Annotated in this window: 16 protein-coding genes; 7 read left to right on the top strand and 9 right to left on the bottom strand. The window is 34.2% G+C overall.

The window, feature by feature from the left end; translation table 11 throughout:
- The first annotated feature begins 4 nt into the window (after positions 1-4).
- Positions 5-769 carry a TatD family hydrolase gene (locus tag C1638_RS09975; RefSeq protein WP_109620482.1) on the top strand — a complete coding sequence of 255 codons (765 nt, stop codon included), beginning with the start codon at positions 5-7 and terminating at the stop codon, positions 767-769.
- A gap of 5 nt (positions 770-774) precedes the next feature.
- Positions 775-1,842: an acyltransferase family protein gene (locus tag C1638_RS09970; protein WP_109620480.1), complete on the top strand. Its 1,068-nt coding sequence runs from the start codon at positions 775-777 to the stop codon at positions 1,840-1,842.
- Between the two features lie 3 nt (positions 1,843-1,845).
- Here the strand turns inward: C1638_RS09970 and C1638_RS09965 are convergent, their stop codons facing one another.
- The 7 genes from C1638_RS09965 to C1638_RS09935 form a co-directional block, all read right to left on the bottom strand.
- Positions 1,846-3,147, bottom strand: coding sequence for a DEAD/DEAH box helicase (locus C1638_RS09965; protein WP_109620672.1), 1,302 nt, complete (start codon positions 3,145-3,147; stop codon positions 1,846-1,848).
- 200 nt (positions 3,148-3,347) lie between these two features.
- Positions 3,348-3,974 (bottom strand): porin family protein, encoded by a 627-nt coding sequence (locus C1638_RS09960; protein WP_109620479.1) that lies wholly within the window; start codon positions 3,972-3,974, stop codon positions 3,348-3,350.
- Between the two features lie 296 nt (positions 3,975-4,270).
- Positions 4,271-4,903 carry a porin family protein gene (locus tag C1638_RS09955; RefSeq protein WP_109620477.1) on the bottom strand — a complete coding sequence of 211 codons (633 nt, stop codon included), beginning with the start codon at positions 4,901-4,903 and terminating at the stop codon, positions 4,271-4,273.
- 100 nt (positions 4,904-5,003) lie between these two features.
- A complete protein-coding gene (locus C1638_RS09950) occupies positions 5,004-5,492 on the bottom strand; it encodes a DUF6438 domain-containing protein (RefSeq protein WP_109620475.1) in 489 nt (162 codons plus the stop codon).
- A 154-nt stretch (positions 5,493-5,646) separates the two neighbouring features.
- A complete protein-coding gene (gene obgE / locus C1638_RS09945; RefSeq protein ID WP_106918251.1) occupies positions 5,647-6,630 on the bottom strand; it encodes a GTPase ObgE in 984 nt (327 codons plus the stop codon).
- 79 nt (positions 6,631-6,709) lie between these two features.
- Entirely contained in the window at positions 6,710-7,288 is a 579-nt protein-coding gene (locus C1638_RS09940; RefSeq protein WP_109620473.1) for an adenylate kinase, read from the bottom strand.
- Positions 7,289-7,417: 129 nt separating this feature from the next.
- A complete protein-coding gene (locus C1638_RS09935; RefSeq protein WP_109620471.1) occupies positions 7,418-7,972 on the bottom strand; it encodes a phosphoribosyltransferase in 555 nt (184 codons plus the stop codon).
- 195 nt (positions 7,973-8,167) lie between these two features.
- Between C1638_RS09935 and C1638_RS09930 the strand changes: the two genes are divergently transcribed.
- On the top strand, positions 8,168-9,757 hold the full coding sequence (locus C1638_RS09930) for an ABC-F family ATP-binding cassette domain-containing protein (RefSeq protein WP_109620469.1): 1,590 nt from the start codon (positions 8,168-8,170) through the stop codon (positions 9,755-9,757).
- A 91-nt stretch (positions 9,758-9,848) separates the two neighbouring features.
- On the opposite strand, the gene C1638_RS09925 is transcribed toward C1638_RS09930, so the two are convergent.
- Both C1638_RS09925 and C1638_RS09920 read right to left on the bottom strand, forming a co-directional pair.
- A complete protein-coding gene (locus C1638_RS09925; RefSeq protein WP_109620670.1) occupies positions 9,849-10,367 on the bottom strand; it encodes a hypothetical protein in 519 nt (172 codons plus the stop codon).
- Between the two features lie 89 nt (positions 10,368-10,456).
- On the bottom strand, positions 10,457-11,974 hold the full coding sequence (locus C1638_RS09920) for an alpha/beta fold hydrolase (protein ID WP_109620467.1): 1,518 nt from the start codon (positions 11,972-11,974) through the stop codon (positions 10,457-10,459).
- Positions 11,975-12,218: 244 nt separating this feature from the next.
- Between C1638_RS09920 and C1638_RS09915 the strand changes: the two genes are divergently transcribed.
- From C1638_RS09915 to C1638_RS09900, 4 genes are all read left to right on the top strand, one after another.
- Positions 12,219-13,505, top strand: a complete 1,287-nt coding sequence (locus C1638_RS09915; RefSeq protein WP_109620465.1) for an adenylosuccinate synthase — start codon at positions 12,219-12,221, stop codon at positions 13,503-13,505.
- 151 nt (positions 13,506-13,656) lie between these two features.
- The gene (locus tag C1638_RS09910; protein ID WP_165826518.1) at positions 13,657-13,920 is read left to right on the top strand and encodes a hypothetical protein; all 264 of its coding nucleotides are present in this window, start codon (positions 13,657-13,659) and stop codon (positions 13,918-13,920) included.
- A 246-nt stretch (positions 13,921-14,166) separates the two neighbouring features.
- Complete coding sequence (locus C1638_RS09905; RefSeq protein ID WP_109620461.1) at positions 14,167-15,012, top strand: energy transducer TonB; 846 nt, start codon at positions 14,167-14,169, stop codon at positions 15,010-15,012.
- Between the two features lie 164 nt (positions 15,013-15,176).
- Positions 15,177-15,950 (top strand): ParA family protein, encoded by a 774-nt coding sequence (locus tag C1638_RS09900; protein ID WP_002981269.1) that lies wholly within the window; start codon positions 15,177-15,179, stop codon positions 15,948-15,950.
- Positions 15,951-16,002: the final 52 nt, after the last annotated feature.

Here is a 16,002-nt window from a genome sequence, read left to right as displayed (position 1 = left end):
AAAAATGATTGATACACATACACATTTATACGCAGAAGAATTTGATGAAGATAGAAAGGAAGCAATTCAAAGAGGTTTAGACAAAGGTATTACAGAGTTTTATCTTCCAGCCATTGATTCTGAATCTCATGAGAAAATGCTGCAATTGGAAGCAGAGTATCCAAAGCAGATTTTTTCAATGATGGGACTTCACCCTTGTTATGTGAAGCCGGAATCTTGGGAAAAGGAGCTTGAGATTGTTAAAAATTATCTTGATCAAAGACATTTTCCTGCGATAGGAGAGATTGGAATTGATTTATATTGGGATAAAACTACCCTTGATATTCAGGTAAAGGCTTTTGAGCAACAGATCGATTGGGCCGTAGAAAAAGATCTTCCCATTGTGATTCACACGAGAGAAAGCTTTGATGAAACATTCGAAGTGCTGGAAAGAAAAAAACATCCAAAATTAAGAGGGATTTTTCACTGCTTCTCTGGAAATCTGGAGCAGGCACAACATGCCATTGATCTGAATTTTACTTTAGGAATAGGTGGAGTAGTAACCTTTAAAAATGGGAAAATAGACCAGTTTCTAAAAGAAATTCCTTTAGATAAAATTGTACTTGAAACAGACTCTCCTTATTTGGCTCCTGTTCCCCATAGAGGAAAAAGAAATGAAAGTTCATACCTTGATTTAGTTGCCGGGAAGCTGGTGGATATCTATGGCAAGGACTTTTCAGAGATAGATAGAATTACTACTGAGAACGCAAGAAATATCTTTCATACTTAAAAAATATGAAATTGCTTCCTAACATTACTTCATTAAGGTTTTTCCTGGCTTTTCTGGTTATGATTTTTCATATCCCACAATTTTTTGGAAATAGAGGGCTAGCGACATTCAATGATTTACCTATATTTAATAAAGGAAGCGAAGCTGTATATATGTTTTTTTCTTTAAGTGGTTTTCTTATTATCAGACAGCTATTTGAAGAGAAGACAATTTCCGGAAGAATTGATCTGAAGAATTTTTATATAAGAAGAATGCTCAGGATTTTTCCGTTATATTATCTTGTTGCCATCATAGGAATGGTTTATTATCATATTATCCTTCCTAATATGGGATTTGATTTTGAGAGCAATTATAACCTCATAGAGGGTGCCATTCTTCTGTTTACATTTTTTCCTAATGTTTTTGCTGTTGCAAGACCTGGAGGAATTCTAGAAATGCTTTGGTCTATAGGGGTTGAAGAGCAGTTTTATCTTTTGGTAGCACCTCTCATTCTTGTGGTCCCACAAAAATATATCAAAGCCTTTTTATTTATTTTTAGCTTTTTATTTATAGGTTTATACTTTGCCCCAGCCTTAAGCTTTTTAAGTAAATATCAAATGATGTTTTTCTATTTTTCTTTTACGGGGTGGTGTTCTTTGTTGAGAATTAAAGACAGTAAGTACAATAGCTTTATGTGTGTTGTAAGTAGTATTTTGTTACTCATTTACTTTACAACTGATATTTTCGTCAATAATATGTCAGATTTACAATATCATATTTTTGGAATGGTATTATTTGGCGTGTTTCTTATTTTTTTCACCCATAAACCTATCCGTTTTTTTGAGAATAAAAGACTGATTCATCTTGGGAAAATTTCTTACGGGATCTACATGTATCATGCTATTGTAATGCAACCTGTAGGATTTATCCTCCTTAAGATCGTTTCCAAATACAAATTAAGTGATCCCGTAATTATTATTTCCAGTTTCCTTTCAGTAATACTGATTACTATACTCATTTCCCATCTCTCATATCAATACTTTGAAAAGAGATTTCTTGTTTTAAAAAATAAGTATAGAACAGCGTCCCGCTAAGAACTATTTTTTTCTAGTAAAGTTTTTATTCTTAGGCTTTTTAAATCCAGTCGGAGCACCAGCACCAGCCGGTTTCTTGTTGTTATTCGGTCTGGAGTTATTATTAGAAGTCTTAGGTCTTTCAGAACCTCCAGAAAAAGGCTTGTTATTAGAATCTCTTTTCTGTGCTATCAAGTCATCAGTGTGGAATGGATGATTTTTGATAACAGGGATCTTTTTTCCAATAAGTTTCTCTGTATTTTTTAGGTTTAAAAGGTCTAGTCCATCTACAAATGAGATAGAATTCCCTTCAGCACCGGCTCTTCCCGTTCTTCCGATTCTGTGCACATAAGTTTCAGAAACATCTGATAGCTCAAAGTTGATAACAAATTTTAGCTCATCAATATCAATTCCTCTTGCTGCAATATCTGTTGCTACAAGAACCCTTGTTTTTCCAGATTTGAAATTATTAAGAGCATTCTGTCTTGCATTTTGAGATTTGTTACCGTGAATGGCTTCTGCAGAGATATTGTCTTTTTGAAGCTTTCTTGCGATTTTATCGGCCCCATGTTTTGTTCTCGCGAATACCAATACAGATTCTGAAATATCATTTTCCAAGATGTGGGATAATAAGTTCAGTTTATTGTCCTTTTCTACAAAATAAACAGATTGTTTGATAGTATCTGCAGTAGAGGAAACTGGTGTAACTTCTACCTTTATCGGATTGTTTAGGATTGAGTTAGCAAGCTTCTGAATCTCACCAGGCATTGTTGCTGAAAAGAACAAAGTTTGTCTTTTCTGAGGCAAAAGCTTAATGATTCTTTTAACATCATGTACAAAGCCCATGTCAAGCATTCTATCTGCTTCATCAAGGACAAATATCTCAATATTTTTTAAGCTGATAATTCCCTGTGCAATAAAATCAAGAAGTCTTCCTGGTGTTGCAACCAAAATGTCGATTCCTTTTCTTAAAGCTGCTTCCTGACTTCCTTGTTTTACTCCTCCGAAAATAACAAGTTGTTTTAAAGGAAGGTATTTACCATAAGCATTAATGTTTTCCTCAATTTGAATAGCCAACTCTCTGGTTGGAGTAAGGATTAATGCCTTTATATGTTTATTAGGAATTTTATTTTTAGATAAGTTCTGTAAAATAGGGATAGAAAAAGCTGCTGTTTTTCCAGTTCCTGTCTGTGCACAGCCTAAAAAGTCTCTGCCATCTAAGATATCAGGAATTGATCTTTCCTGAATGGGGGTTGGAGTTGTATATCCTTGTTCCTTAATTGCTTTCGCAATAGGTTCTATTAAGTTTAAGTCTGTAAAATTCAAATGAATTATTTTAAAATTTATATAAAAATTCCTTCTGTTTGAAAGAATTACATTTTGCAAAGGTAGTTTAAAAAAAATTAAGAAATATTCCTCATTTTCAAAACAGTTTACCAAATAATGAGTAGGATTTTAATAGTAAAAAAAAGTGGTTACCAATGTTAGGCAACCACTTTTTTTTTTTTACTGTAATTATTAAATTCTTATTTAAATCGGTACCCTAATCCAGCCTGGAAAAATCCAATATTAACTGGAGAAGAGGTTTCAAAGAAATTGAAATTATATCGAGCATCAACGAAAATATGCTTATTAATTTTATATTCTGTACCCAGGAAAGGAAATATCATCATTTTTTTTATCCCATCATTGTCAGCAGCATCTTCGTAAGTATTCCCTGTATTGTCTTTTACCACTATCTTTGTGGAGGCTGTAAATCCAAAATTTACACCTGCGGAAACCGAAAAATTAGGGATAAAATAATATTTTAGGGACACGGGAACTTGTATTTGGTTTATTTGATAATCATAAGTTCTGTCTCCCATGTATATAATTTGTTGGTTCATAACAACAAACCAAGGGTATACATCTTTGCCTCCTAGTTGTGTATATTGTATTTCACCCTGAATGCCAAATTTAGGAGATAAGGGATACTCTGCTACAACACCTGCATAAAAAGAAGATTTTGATGACAAACTAGTGTCATATATTTTCATGTTGGATAAAGTATATCCTCCTTTCACTCCAAAACTGATAGGTTTGTCCGGAGTCTTTTGTGCATTAAGGAATGATGAAACAGCTAATAGTACAACGAAAAAAAGATTCTTCTTCATGTTTATTTTTTTGAGTTAAATGATTACGTTTTTATAAAAAAATAATTCCTTCGTATGGAGGGAATTATTTCTGCAAATATAGTTTAAATATTTTATAAAGATTATTTGATCTTTATCCATTACTGACTTTTCCTTAAGCCCTCGAAGAAATGATATACTTCCGAAAGCTTTCTTGATTGTTCCTGTAAAAGTGCTTTCGCGAGTTTTTGAAAATTCATCCTTGGATGGCTTATCCTTGGAAAATAAAATGGCTATCCAAATATGGCAGCCATTTGTTTTTTATTAAGAAATAGATATTATTTAAATCTATACCCTACACCAGCCTGCAGAAAGCCGACTTTCACAGGAATACTATTGTTTTTGTTAACTTCAATGAAGTTGAAATTATATCTTGCATCCACAAAAAAATGATCATTGATCTTATATTCTGCCCCTAAAAATGGGAAAAGGCTTAATGTCTTTATTCCATCATAGTTTCTCTTATCAGTCCCAATAATAGCGTTCTTTGATTCTGCTTTTGTTGAAATATTAAATCCAAAATTCATCCCTGCAGATGCAGAAAGATTTGGAATAATATAATACTTTACAGAAATAGGAACCTGAATCTGATTAAGACGGTATTCGAATGTTGTATTTCCTGTATTCACAACTTCATTTCCTATTACGTCTACTGTAGGAAATGTAATTTTACCTCCTAATTGAGTATAAAGAACTTCAGCCTGTAATCCAAATTTAGGTGATAATGTTTGTTCTGCTACAATACCTGCATAGAAATAAGATTTTGAATCCAGCTTTTCATCAAAAAACTTCATACTGGATAAATTATATCCTCCTTTTACTCCAAAACTGATAGATTTATCCGGTGTCTTTTGTGCATTAAGGAATGATGAAGCAGCTAATAGTGCAACGAAAAAAATGTTCTTCTTCATGTTTATTTTTTGAATTAATTGATTACTGTTTTATAAAAAAATAATTCCCCCAAAATGAAAGAATTATTGTACAAAAATAATTTAAATACTTTAAAAGGAACTATTGAACTTTAGTCCATTGTTGATTTTTCCTTAAGTCCTCAATAAAATGATAAACTTCCGAAAGCTTTTCACTCCCACGTTTCCCATAATCTTCTACATTTTTAGAAGTTCCATCATTGAAGTTAATTCTTAAATAAGCTGTAGAAAGATCAGTAATATTTCTGCTTCCATATTTATCCTTTAGGTTTTTTACATCCAAGCCGTCAAGCAAACGGATCAATTTATTGTAATCTTTTTCTTTGATTGTTCCCGTAAAAGTGCCTTCGCGAGGTTTTGAAAACTCATCTTTTGATGGCTTATCATTGAAATTAAAATGCTCAGCTTCAAAAATGGCAGTTCTATCCGGATTGATGGTCATTTTAAAAACAGGACAAAATCCAAAGCAAGCACCTGCCTGATATTCAATTTTAGTATATTTTGAATTTGTTGTCTGTGAAGTACACGAAAATAGAAAGATCAATGCACAAAGGCCTAGTAAATATTTCATAGTTTAAATTTCAGAATGGTCTTTCAATAATTATTCCAATTGAATCGGAGAAAAAGTTATAAAGTGAAAATGATAAAAAAATAAAGAGAAGCATGATTGCTCCTCTTTATTTTATTTCTTACAATATTAATCACGGGTTGTGATCAAAATTATTTTATCCATGTAACTGTTTCCAGATAGCATCTTTCAATTCTACAAGCCCTTCCCCTGTTACTCCTGAAAAGAATAGTGGTTGCTTGTTTTCTGGAAATTCTGCTGAAATTTCTTTTTTCAGCTCATCATCCAAAAGATCGGATTTTGAAACCGAAATAATGAAATCTTTATCCAATAGCTCCGGATTGTATTCTTTTAATTCATTTTCAAGAATTTTAAATTCCTGGAAGTGATTTTCAGAATCTGCAGGAATTAAAAACAACAGAATTGAGTTTCTTTCAATGTGTCTCAGGAATCTGTGTCCTAATCCTTTTCCTTCTGCTGCCCCTTCAATAATTCCCGGGATATCAGCCATTACAAATGACTTGTAATTTCTATAATCAACAATCCCAAGGTTAGGAGTTAATGTGGTAAAGGCATAGTTTGCAATTTTAGGCTTAGCTGCCGAAACAGAAGCCAAAAGTGTGGATTTTCCGGCATTTGGAAACCCTACTAACCCTACGTCTGCCAAAATCTTAAGCTCGAAGACAACATAGCCTTCCTCACCATCCATTCCGGGTTGAGCATATCTTGGAGTCTGATTGGTAGAAGATTTGAAAAACTCATTTCCTCTTCCTCCTTTTCCACCTTGCATTAAAATAATTTCCTGCTTGTCTTCAAGGATTTCTCCGATAATTTCTCCTTCTTCATTTTTAGCGATGCTTCCAATGGGAACATCGATGTAAATATCAGAACCATCAGCTCCGGTAAGCTGGTTTTTCGCTCCGTTTTCACCACGTTCAGCTTTTATGTGACGGGTATAACGAAGCGGAAGTAAAGTCCATTCCTGGGCATTCCCTCTCATGATAACGTGTCCTCCACGACCTCCGTCACCACCATCAGGACCTCCCTTAGGTATATATTTTTCACGGCGAAGGTGGGCAGATCCTGCTCCTCCGTGTCCGCTTTTACAATGAATCTTTACGTAATCTACAAAGTTTGACATAATTTTTAGGGTTTAGGCCTTAGGGGTTAGGGAATAGATATTTAACTATGCTAAATCCTAATCCCTAAATCCTAAATCCTTATTTAATTTTCTCTACCTCAGCGAAAAGTTTTTGGGAAATCTCATCAATTTCACCTACGCCGTTTACTTCTACATACTTTCCTTGCTGCTTATAAAGTTCGGCTACTTCTGCTGTTTTAGCATAATATTCTTTAATTCTGTTTTCGATGATCTCAACATTGCTGTCGTCAGATCTACCGCTGGTTTCTCCTCTTTTAAGAAGTCTTTCAACCAAAATTTTATCTTCTACTATCAATGAAAGACAGATATCAATCTCGTCATTCAGTTCTTCTTTAACGATTGTCTCCAAGGCTTCTGTCTGAGCAGTTGTTCTTGGGTAACCATCAAAGATAAAACCATTGGTATCAGTAGGTTTTTTAATCTCATCAATCAGCATATCTGTTGTTACCTGATCCGGAACCAATTCTCCCTTATCGATGTAAGACTTAGCCAGTTTTCCAAGTTCAGTGTCATTTTTCATGTTGTATCTGAAAAGATCACCTGTTGAAACCTGCTTTAAGTTGAATTTTTCGATTAGATTCTGAGCTTGTGTTCCTTTTCCACTTCCTGGAGGGCCGAACAGAACAATGTTTATCATAATTTTGATTCGCTTCCGGTCTAGTAATCGTATAATAGTTGACCTTTAGCTTTTTTAAGTTAATATTTTACTTTTATTTCGATTAAGTTTTAAAGCTAAAGGCCAATAGCCGGTAGCTAATGACAATAATTAATGGTTGATTTGTCCGTCTTCTAATTGGTATAAATTAGGTAAGTTTCTTCCCAATTCATCATAATCCAATCCGTAACCAAGTACGAATTTGTTTGGAATTTCTTTTCCAATATAATCCAACTTGAAATCTTTTTGATAAATCTCAGGTTTCAATAAGAAACTTGCCAGTTTTATAGATTTTGGACGTTGGGTTTCTTTGAAATATTTAAAAAGACTTTCTACAGTGTTTCCTGTATCAACAATGTCCTCTACAAGAATAATGTGACGGTCTTTTACTTCTTTAGTCAGTTCCATTTTCTGATAAACAATCCCCGTAGATTCTGTTCCTACATAAGAACTCATTTGAATGAAAGCAATTTCGCATTCACCCGGGTAATATTTTAAAAGATCTGAGAAGAACATGATTACTCCATTCAATACTCCGATGAAAACAGGAACTTCATCCTTGTAATCTTCATAAATTCTTAACGCTGTCTCTTTTACAATTTCCTGAATTTCGGCATCCGTTAAATAAGGAACGAAATTTTTGTCGTGAACTCTAATGCTATCCATAAAATTTTTAGTAGGAGGCAAAGTTACGGATTTTTGATTTTTGAATAAAATCTTTTTGTGTTTAATCCCGGATTTGCCCTATATTTGTTCTTTCAAAACCCATAAATACAGACATGTAGGATATAATTTCTTTCAGAATCATTCAAGCAGTAACCAATAAGTTACTGGTGTTTAACCATTATTAAGAAAGAAATCATGATTTTACTGCAAAATATATCCTTTGGGTTTCCGGGAGGAAATCTTCTATTTAATCATATCAATTTAACGATACAATCTCATACTAAATCAGCTTTAGTAGGAAGTAATGGCATGGGGAAATCTACCTTGCTGAAAATAATCGCTCATGAAATACAACCTTTAAGCGGGAATAAGCATATTCATGGCGAAATATTCTACGTTCCCCAGATGTTTGGAAATTTTAATCACTTAACGATCTCAGAGTGCCTGAAAATAGATCAAAAGCTCAATGCGCTTGAAAAAATAACAAAGGGAGAAGTCGATGAAAAATATTTTGAAACTTTAAATGACGACTGGGATATTGAGGAACGATGCAAGAATACCTTGCAATATTGGGGACTTCAGGATTTTGAATTAAACCAAAAACTAGAAGGATTAAGCGGAGGGCAGAAGACAAAAGTTTTTCTGGCCGGAATTCAAATTAATCAACCAGACATTATTATTTTGGATGAACCTACCAATCATCTGGATCTGGAGGGAAGAAAACTATTGTATGACCTTATAGAAAAAATAAATGCTACGGTTATTATTGTAAGCCACGACAGATCATTGTTGAATCTTGTTGATACTATATTTGAACTAAGCAATCAGGGAATCACTACCTATGGAGGAAACTTTGATTTCTATACAGAACAAAAAGAAGTTGAAGAGGAGGCTTTACACAATGATATCAATGCTAAGGAACGTGCTTTAAAAAAGGCAAAAGAAAAGGAGCGGGAAACCTTGGAGCGTAAACAAAAATTAGACGCAAGAGGAAAACAGAAGCAGGAGAAATCCGGAGTTGCCAGAATTATGATGAACACGCTCCGAAACAATGCAGAAAAAAATACTTCCAAACTGAAAAGTGTACATGCTGAGAAGATCAATGATATTTCAGGGGATCTGCGTGACCTACGTTCTACTGTAAGGAACTCTGATCAGATGAAAGTGAATTTTAATGATTCCAGCCTGCATTCTGGTAAGCTTTTATTAGCTGTGAAGAATATCAATTTTAAATACGGAACGGAGAAGCTTTGGGCAGAAAATCTTAATCTTGAAGTTCGCAGTGGTGAAAGAATTTCTATTAAAGGATCAAACGGATCCGGGAAGACTACTTTAATAAAGCTTTTATTAGGAAATATTGAGCCTTTTGAGGGGGAATTAAGCAGAACAGAGTTTCAAAGCATGTATGTTGATCAAGAGTATTCCTTGATTAATCCTGAATTAACGGTTTATGAGTTTGTTCAGACTTTTAATGACAGTGCGTTACAAGAATCGGAAGTAAAAACTTTGTTATCCAGATTTTTGTTTGGTAAAGAAACATGGGACAAAAAATGTGAATTTTTGAGTGGTGGAGAACGTTTAAGATTACTTCTGTGTGGTTTGTCAATAAGCAATAAAGCTCCGGATCTAATTATTTTGGATGAGCCAACGAACAATCTGGATTTACAAAATGTGGAGATTTTGACCAACTCTATTAAAGATTATCACGGAACTTTACTGGTGATTTCTCATGATGAGATTTTTCTTGATGAGATAGGAATTGATAGGGAAGTGAAGCTGAAATAGCAGGAAATATTCTAACAGATTATATAAATTCAATAAAAGCGGACTTTAGTCCGCTTTCTGTTTATTAGGTTTTTATTGGATTTAAAAAGTGTTATTTCTTTGTCTTTTTAATCGCATCCAGATAAATCTTCTTAATGCTGTTCTTTTCCTCTTTCTCACTAATGCTTTCAAGAGAGGGAAGAAGAGTTGTATTGTGCTTGGTTTTCAACTTAAGTATTTCGCCCAATGCAAAAGCTGCGCTCCAACGTACTACAGTTCCTTCATGTTCTGTATTGGCTAGTAAGTTTGTAATCGCTTCGCCCAAATTTTCAGTGAATAAATAGGCAGTATTGCCTATCACTTTAGCACTTTCCCATTTTATTCTTGGTGCTTTTTCAGTAAGTGTATGGGTAACAAATGTAAATACTGTTTCATCTGCGATGGGAGGGTTTTGCTTGGTAGCATATTCAATAGCTTCTATGCAGGTTCCTTTTATGGGATCCTTAGATTTTTCTGCAAAAACAATCAGTTCATCGGTAGGAAGAGATGTTTCAATGATCCATTTGCTGAGAATTTCGGTTTTTTCCTTTGCTTTTGTAGTCTTGTCTTTAAAAAGATCTTCTATGGTCACAGTGATTGATTTTTGTTTTTTCAGTGTCCTAAAATAGTAATTTCTTTTGAAAATAGAGATCTGCAAAAATCCTTTAAACCTGTAATAGACTATTTACAATGTTTTAAAATCCATTTGTAAATTTCATTCAGTACTTCTTCTCGTATTTCTTCGTTTAAAATCTCATGACGCATATTCGGATAAATCTTGGTACTCACATCCTGAAATCCATCAGCTTTTAAATGATCAACAGTATAGATCACACCTTTACTAAAATCTCCAATCGGATCATTCTGCCCACTTACAAACAATAACGGAAATGACGGAGAAATAGAAGAAGCCCAATCTCTTGCCGTAGCTCTTTTGTAAACCGTAAACAAAGTGTAAAACGCGTTGTGAGTGAATGGAATTCCGCAAAGCTCATCCTGTTCAAAAGCAGTTCTGTTTTTAGGATTAATACTCAGCCAGCTGGTGGCACCAAAATCTTTATCCTTTTTAAAATGCTTGTTATTAACATTCGTGAAAACAGAATTCAAAAAAGTACGATGACGTGGAGCAATGGCATTTGCTAATGATAAATACCCTCTTAAAATATCTATTCCCGGCAAAGGACCACCGGTTCCCGTAATAATAGCACCAGAAAACTTAGCACTTGCCTTTTGAAGAAGACAACGGGTGATGAAAGAACCCATAGAATGCCCCAAAATAAAATGAGGTACATCGGGATATTGCTCTGCAAGATGGTCAGCCATCAATTCTGCATCTGCAACCAATCTCTCATCTGGCTTTTCAAGCTGGAAAAACCCAATGTCTTTTTTCTCTTTTACAGACTTTCCATGCCCTAGGTGATCATAGGTCAATACAGCAATTCCGTGGTTGGCAAAATATTCTGCAATTTCTGCATATCTTCCACTATGTTCCTGCATACCGTGAACGATGAGGAGGGTGGCTTTTACTATTTCCTGAGAAAATAGGGAGTAGAAAAGTTTAGATTTATTATCTGTTTTTGAGGCTAGGTATGCTGATTTGTGGGGTGAGTAGTTCATAACAAGTTTTTTTTCTTTTTGTATTTTGCCATGGTTCTCCTTTTCATAGTTTCTTTTCCGATGAACTGCTTGCTCTACTTCCTGACTGAGCCATTCATAAAACTTCATCCTTTTTCTATGCGCAGTTTTTTCAGGATAAACTTCAGAGTTTGAAGCATAATTATCAGTCCATATATTGCCATATTCTTCACCGTTGATCACTAAAAATGAATAACAGCCACAGCCATATCCTGCCAAATGAATCGTTCCATTATTAAAATCTTCAAACTCATCATGATGATAATTAAATGACCTTGTCAGCTTAAATGGTAATGATGGATTATGCATATCTTCTTCAAAATAATAATCTGAAAAATCAATCTTTTGGAACAAATCATATTGCATCGGATCAGAGCTTTCAACACCATTCGCAATATTGAGTAAAAACCATCTGAAATCTTCAGGAATTATTATTGAGAATCTTTTTTCAAAATTTTCTACTTCTTTTTCAGTGGCAACAGGAGAAAAATTATAATCATTATTTAAATTATCCTTGAGATTTTTAATGCTTAGTTGAATGTGATCTGTTATTTCGAAATTCATTATTTCTTAATTTGTTTGAAAAGACCTGTTGAAGTATAATTTTTTTGATGAAAATAATCAAAATTCTTCCTGTTAAAAGCTAAAATTGATGTTTAACCTCCTGAGGTAATACTCAAATATACATAATTATTCTGTACTCTCAACCTCATGATTTTCACCCCAACCGAAAATAAATATCCCCTATAATTTGGCCGTCATTTTTTTTAAAAGTAATTTTGCATGAATCTAAAAACAAAAGTACATTATGTCAACTTATGTAGTTGTAGGTCTTCAGTACGGAGATGAAGGCAAAGGAAAAATCACGGATGTTTTATCAGCAAAATCGGACTATGTAGTACGTTTCCAAGGTGGAGACAACGCTGGTCACACGGTTTATGTGGGTGAAGAGAAATTCGTTTTACACCTTCTTCCTTCAGGAGTTCTTCAATGCAAAGGGAAATGTATCATTGCGAACGGAGTAGTGGTAAACCCTAAATCTTTCATTAAGGAAGTTGGTCAGATCGAAAGCAAAGGCTTGAGAACAGATCATATTTTTATCAGTAGAAGAGCGCATGTTATCATGCCTTACCACATCCTTTTGGATACTTACCGTGAAGAGGAACACGGAGGAACACAAATCGGAACTACCAAAAAAGGAATCGGACCTTGTTATGAAGATAAAATAGCAAGAGTTGGAATCAGAATGGTAGACCTTTTAAATCCTGAGATTTTAAGAGACAAAATCGAGAAAAACTTAAAAGTTAAGAACTCTCTTTTTGAAAAATATTACGGAAAGCCAACATTAGACGTTGAAGAAATCTACAACGAATATTTAGAAATCGGAAAACAACTTCAAGACAGAATCGTTGATACTGAATTAGAGCTGAACGAAGCGATCAGAGATGGTAAAAACGTTTTATTCGAAGGAGCGCAGGCTTTGATGCTTGATATCGACTTTGGAACTTATCCATACGTTACTTCATCTTCTCCATCTACAGGAGGTGTTTGTTCAGGAGCTGGTGTTCCGCCAACTTCACTTCAGAACTTAATCGGTGTAGCAAAAGCATACTGTACAAGAGTAGGGAATGGGCCTTTCCCATCTGAACTGGATAACGAATTAGGTGAAAAAATCAGACAAATTGGTGGTGAATTTGGAGCTACTACAGGTAGACCAAGAAGAACAGGTTGGTTAGACCTTGTTTCTCTAAAGCACGCTTGTATGATTAACGGGATCAATAACCTTGTAATAACAAAATTAGACGTTCTTACAGGAATTGAAAATCTTAAAATCGTTACTCACTATAAAACTGAAGACGGAAAAATCATCGATTATTTCACTTCATCTACAGAGAAATTATATAACTACGAGTCAATCTATCAGGATTTACCAGGTTGGGAGGAAGATATCACAAAAGCAAGAAGCTACGATGAACTTCCCGACAATGCTCAGAAATACATCGAATTTATCGAGAAATATTTAGGAATCAATGTGTATTTGGTTTCTGTAGGACCTGAAAGAAGTCAGAACATTATCAGAAAAGAATTATTCTAATATTCTTTGAACATAAAATAAAAAAGAGACTGTCAGTTTTGACGGTCTCTTTTTTTATAAATCACCCCCGATTATCTCTCATAGTTGTTGATAATGCCTATATTTAATCAATTAATTCTATCAAATGGAGGATAATAATAAATCTCATAATATGCTGAACAATATCCTATTCAGCTTGCTTTTTACAGTGGCTTATGGAGTTTTGCTATTTATATATAATGAAATGCCCCTTGATCAAATCAGTAATTTTAGATTCAAACTATTTATTGTCTGTGGTTTGGTGTTTACTTTAGCAGCTATTTTTTTCGCAGCAAAAAGTTATAAAGAGGTAAAGAAGAGTTCAATTATTCTGATCATTATTAATTCACTAGGATTATTAATTCCTCTGGCTCTCTTGTTGGTGGCTTTTACATAATTCAATATTCTCAAACTCAGCAGCTATAAGCTTATTGTAGTATTCTCATTCCTCTAAAAAATAATGCGAATTTCAAGAAAGTGTTCATGTTTTAAATGTTAAATTTTCAACTTTGTCATAAATTTTTGTAAAATTATGTTGTTTTGATAAAATTATGGCAGATATTTTGATATTGACTCATTGCTTATCGATAAGAACTAATAAAACTAATAATCACTTTTTTTAACAGTTTAAATAGTAATAGTGATGAAACACCTGAACCAAAATCAAGAATTTCGCTTCAACGAAGTTCTTTTTGAGCACCGGAACAAAGAATATGGTGCCTATGCATTAAGAAACGAATCAGATAGAATTTTAACCAAAGCGCTTTTTATAGGAGCGAGTTTAATGGCTGCCGTATCAATTACGCCGTTTGTAATTTCAGCATTTAAAACTCCGGAAATTGTAGAAGATACCTGGAAGCTTCCTCCACCAGTGATCATTCCTGATGATCCGGTTGCTCCACCAGTGACAATTACTCCTGTGAAACCTACAGTATCTTCAAATAAGAAAACGTTTGACAGTACAGTTCCTACACCATCAAGTACAGCTCGGGATAATGTGAAAAAAGACCCTGTTCCTGATGATGCAGTTGCAGGCTTAGTAAATCATTTTAAAGGAGATCCAGTGGCTCCTAATACACCAAATGTCCCAACTGTATCAGTTGGAACAGGCCCTGTAATTAATACAACTCCACCAGTAGTTTCTGATCCGGTGGATAAAAATAAAATTGTAGATGCTGGAGAACTAGGTGTAGAAGCCAATTTTAATGGAGGAATAGATGCTTTCAGAAATAAAGTAATGAGCAACTTCGACAGTTCTGGTTTTGAATCAGGAGATGTCATGAAAACTACGGTAACCTTTATTGTAGAAATGGACGGAACAATATCAGGGGTAAAAGCTAATGGAACCAACGCCGATTTTAATAATGAGGCAATCAGAACAGTGAAATTAATTTCCAACAAAGGAAAATGGACTCCTGCCAAAAATAAAAAAGGAGAATTTGTAAGAAGTTACTTCAAAATTCCAATTTCCATGAAGTTTGATAATTAATATCAAAAAACGATTTTTTTAAAGTTATCCACAAAGATTTTTTTTTGTGGATAATTTTTTTAACAGTTAAAATGTTTATTAACAATACTTTAACTCAATTTTGATTTTCGCCACTCATCGAGAGCAAAGAAAAAAGTGTATTTTTGAAACTTAAAGTTCTAATAATGGCAAAAATCATAGGTATTGCTAATCAAAAAGGAGGTGTTGGGAAAACTACCACCGCTGTAAATTTAGCAGCAGCATTAGGAGTATTGGAAAAAAGAATATTAATTATTGACGCTGATCCTCAGGCTAATGCCACATCAGGATTAGGCGTTGAAGATGTTCAGTATTCTACATATAATCTACTGGAGCATAGTGCTGATACAAGAGTTTGTATCAAGAGAACTGCTACCCCGAATCTGGATATTATCCCGTCACATATTGACTTGGTAGCAGCAGAAATCGAACTGGTAGACAAAGAAGACCGTGAATATATGCTGAAAAAAGCTTTAGCGAGTGTAAGAGATGATTATGATTATATCATTATCGACTGTGCGCCGAGTTTAGGTCTTATTACAGTGAATGCTCTTACTGCAGCTGACTCTGTAATTATCCCTATCCAGTGCGAATACTTTGCATTAGAAGGACTTGGGAAACTTTTGAACACCGTTAAGAATGTTCAGAAGATCCATAATAAAGACCTTGGAATAGAAGGACTTCTTCTTACCATGTATGACAGCAGACTAAGATTGTCAAATCAGGTAGTGGAAGAAGTAAACCTACACTTCCCGGAAATGGTTTTTGAAACAATAATCAGCAGAAATGTAAGATTGAGTGAAGCACCAAGCTTCGGAGAAAGTATCCTGAATTATGATGCCGAAAGTAAAGGTGCAGTTCAGTATATTCAGTTAGCAGAAGAAGTTCTTTTAAAGAACGAAAACTTAATAAAGAATTAAATTAATAATAAATGGGAAATGGGTGAATGCTGAGCATCACTTATTAAACATC

The organism is Chryseobacterium oncorhynchi (assembly GCF_002899895.1).
GTDB lineage: Bacteria > Bacteroidota > Bacteroidia > Flavobacteriales > Weeksellaceae > Chryseobacterium > Chryseobacterium oncorhynchi.
The sequence above is the reverse complement of the archived record's forward strand: the minus strand, read 5'-3'. Positions and strand labels throughout refer to the sequence as shown.

What these genes read in the sequence shown, in the direction of transcription:
- C1638_RS09920 (WP_109620467.1), bottom strand. Translation starts at nt 11,974, where the DNA reads ATGAATTTCGAAATAACAGATCACATTCAACTAAGCATTAAAAATCTC.
- C1638_RS09905 (WP_109620461.1), top strand. Translation starts at nt 14,167, where the DNA reads ATGAAACACCTGAACCAAAATCAAGAATTTCGCTTCAACGAAGTTCTT.
- obgE (WP_106918251.1), bottom strand. Translation starts at nt 6,630, where the DNA reads ATGTCAAACTTTGTAGATTACGTAAAGATTCATTGTAAAAGCGGACAC.
- C1638_RS09940 (WP_109620473.1), bottom strand. Translation starts at nt 7,288, where the DNA reads ATGATAAACATTGTTCTGTTCGGCCCTCCAGGAAGTGGAAAAGGAACA.
- C1638_RS09975 (WP_109620482.1), top strand. Translation starts at nt 5, where the DNA reads ATGATTGATACACATACACATTTATACGCAGAAGAATTTGATGAAGAT.
- C1638_RS09960 (WP_109620479.1), bottom strand. Translation starts at nt 3,974, where the DNA reads ATGAAGAAGAATCTTTTTTTCGTTGTACTATTAGCTGTTTCATCATTC.
- C1638_RS09970 (WP_109620480.1), top strand. Translation starts at nt 775, where the DNA reads ATGAAATTGCTTCCTAACATTACTTCATTAAGGTTTTTCCTGGCTTTT.
- C1638_RS09935 (WP_109620471.1), bottom strand. Translation starts at nt 7,972, where the DNA reads ATGGATAGCATTAGAGTTCACGACAAAAATTTCGTTCCTTATTTAACG.
- C1638_RS09910 (WP_165826518.1), top strand. Translation starts at nt 13,657, where the DNA reads ATGCTGAACAATATCCTATTCAGCTTGCTTTTTACAGTGGCTTATGGA.
- C1638_RS09915 (WP_109620465.1), top strand. Translation starts at nt 12,219, where the DNA reads ATGTCAACTTATGTAGTTGTAGGTCTTCAGTACGGAGATGAAGGCAAA.
- C1638_RS09950 (WP_109620475.1), bottom strand. Translation starts at nt 5,492, where the DNA reads ATGAAATATTTACTAGGCCTTTGTGCATTGATCTTTCTATTTTCGTGT.
- C1638_RS09955 (WP_109620477.1), bottom strand. Translation starts at nt 4,903, where the DNA reads ATGAAGAAGAACATTTTTTTCGTTGCACTATTAGCTGCTTCATCATTC.
- C1638_RS09900 (WP_002981269.1), top strand. Translation starts at nt 15,177, where the DNA reads ATGGCAAAAATCATAGGTATTGCTAATCAAAAAGGAGGTGTTGGGAAA.
- C1638_RS09930 (WP_109620469.1), top strand. Translation starts at nt 8,168, where the DNA reads ATGATTTTACTGCAAAATATATCCTTTGGGTTTCCGGGAGGAAATCTT.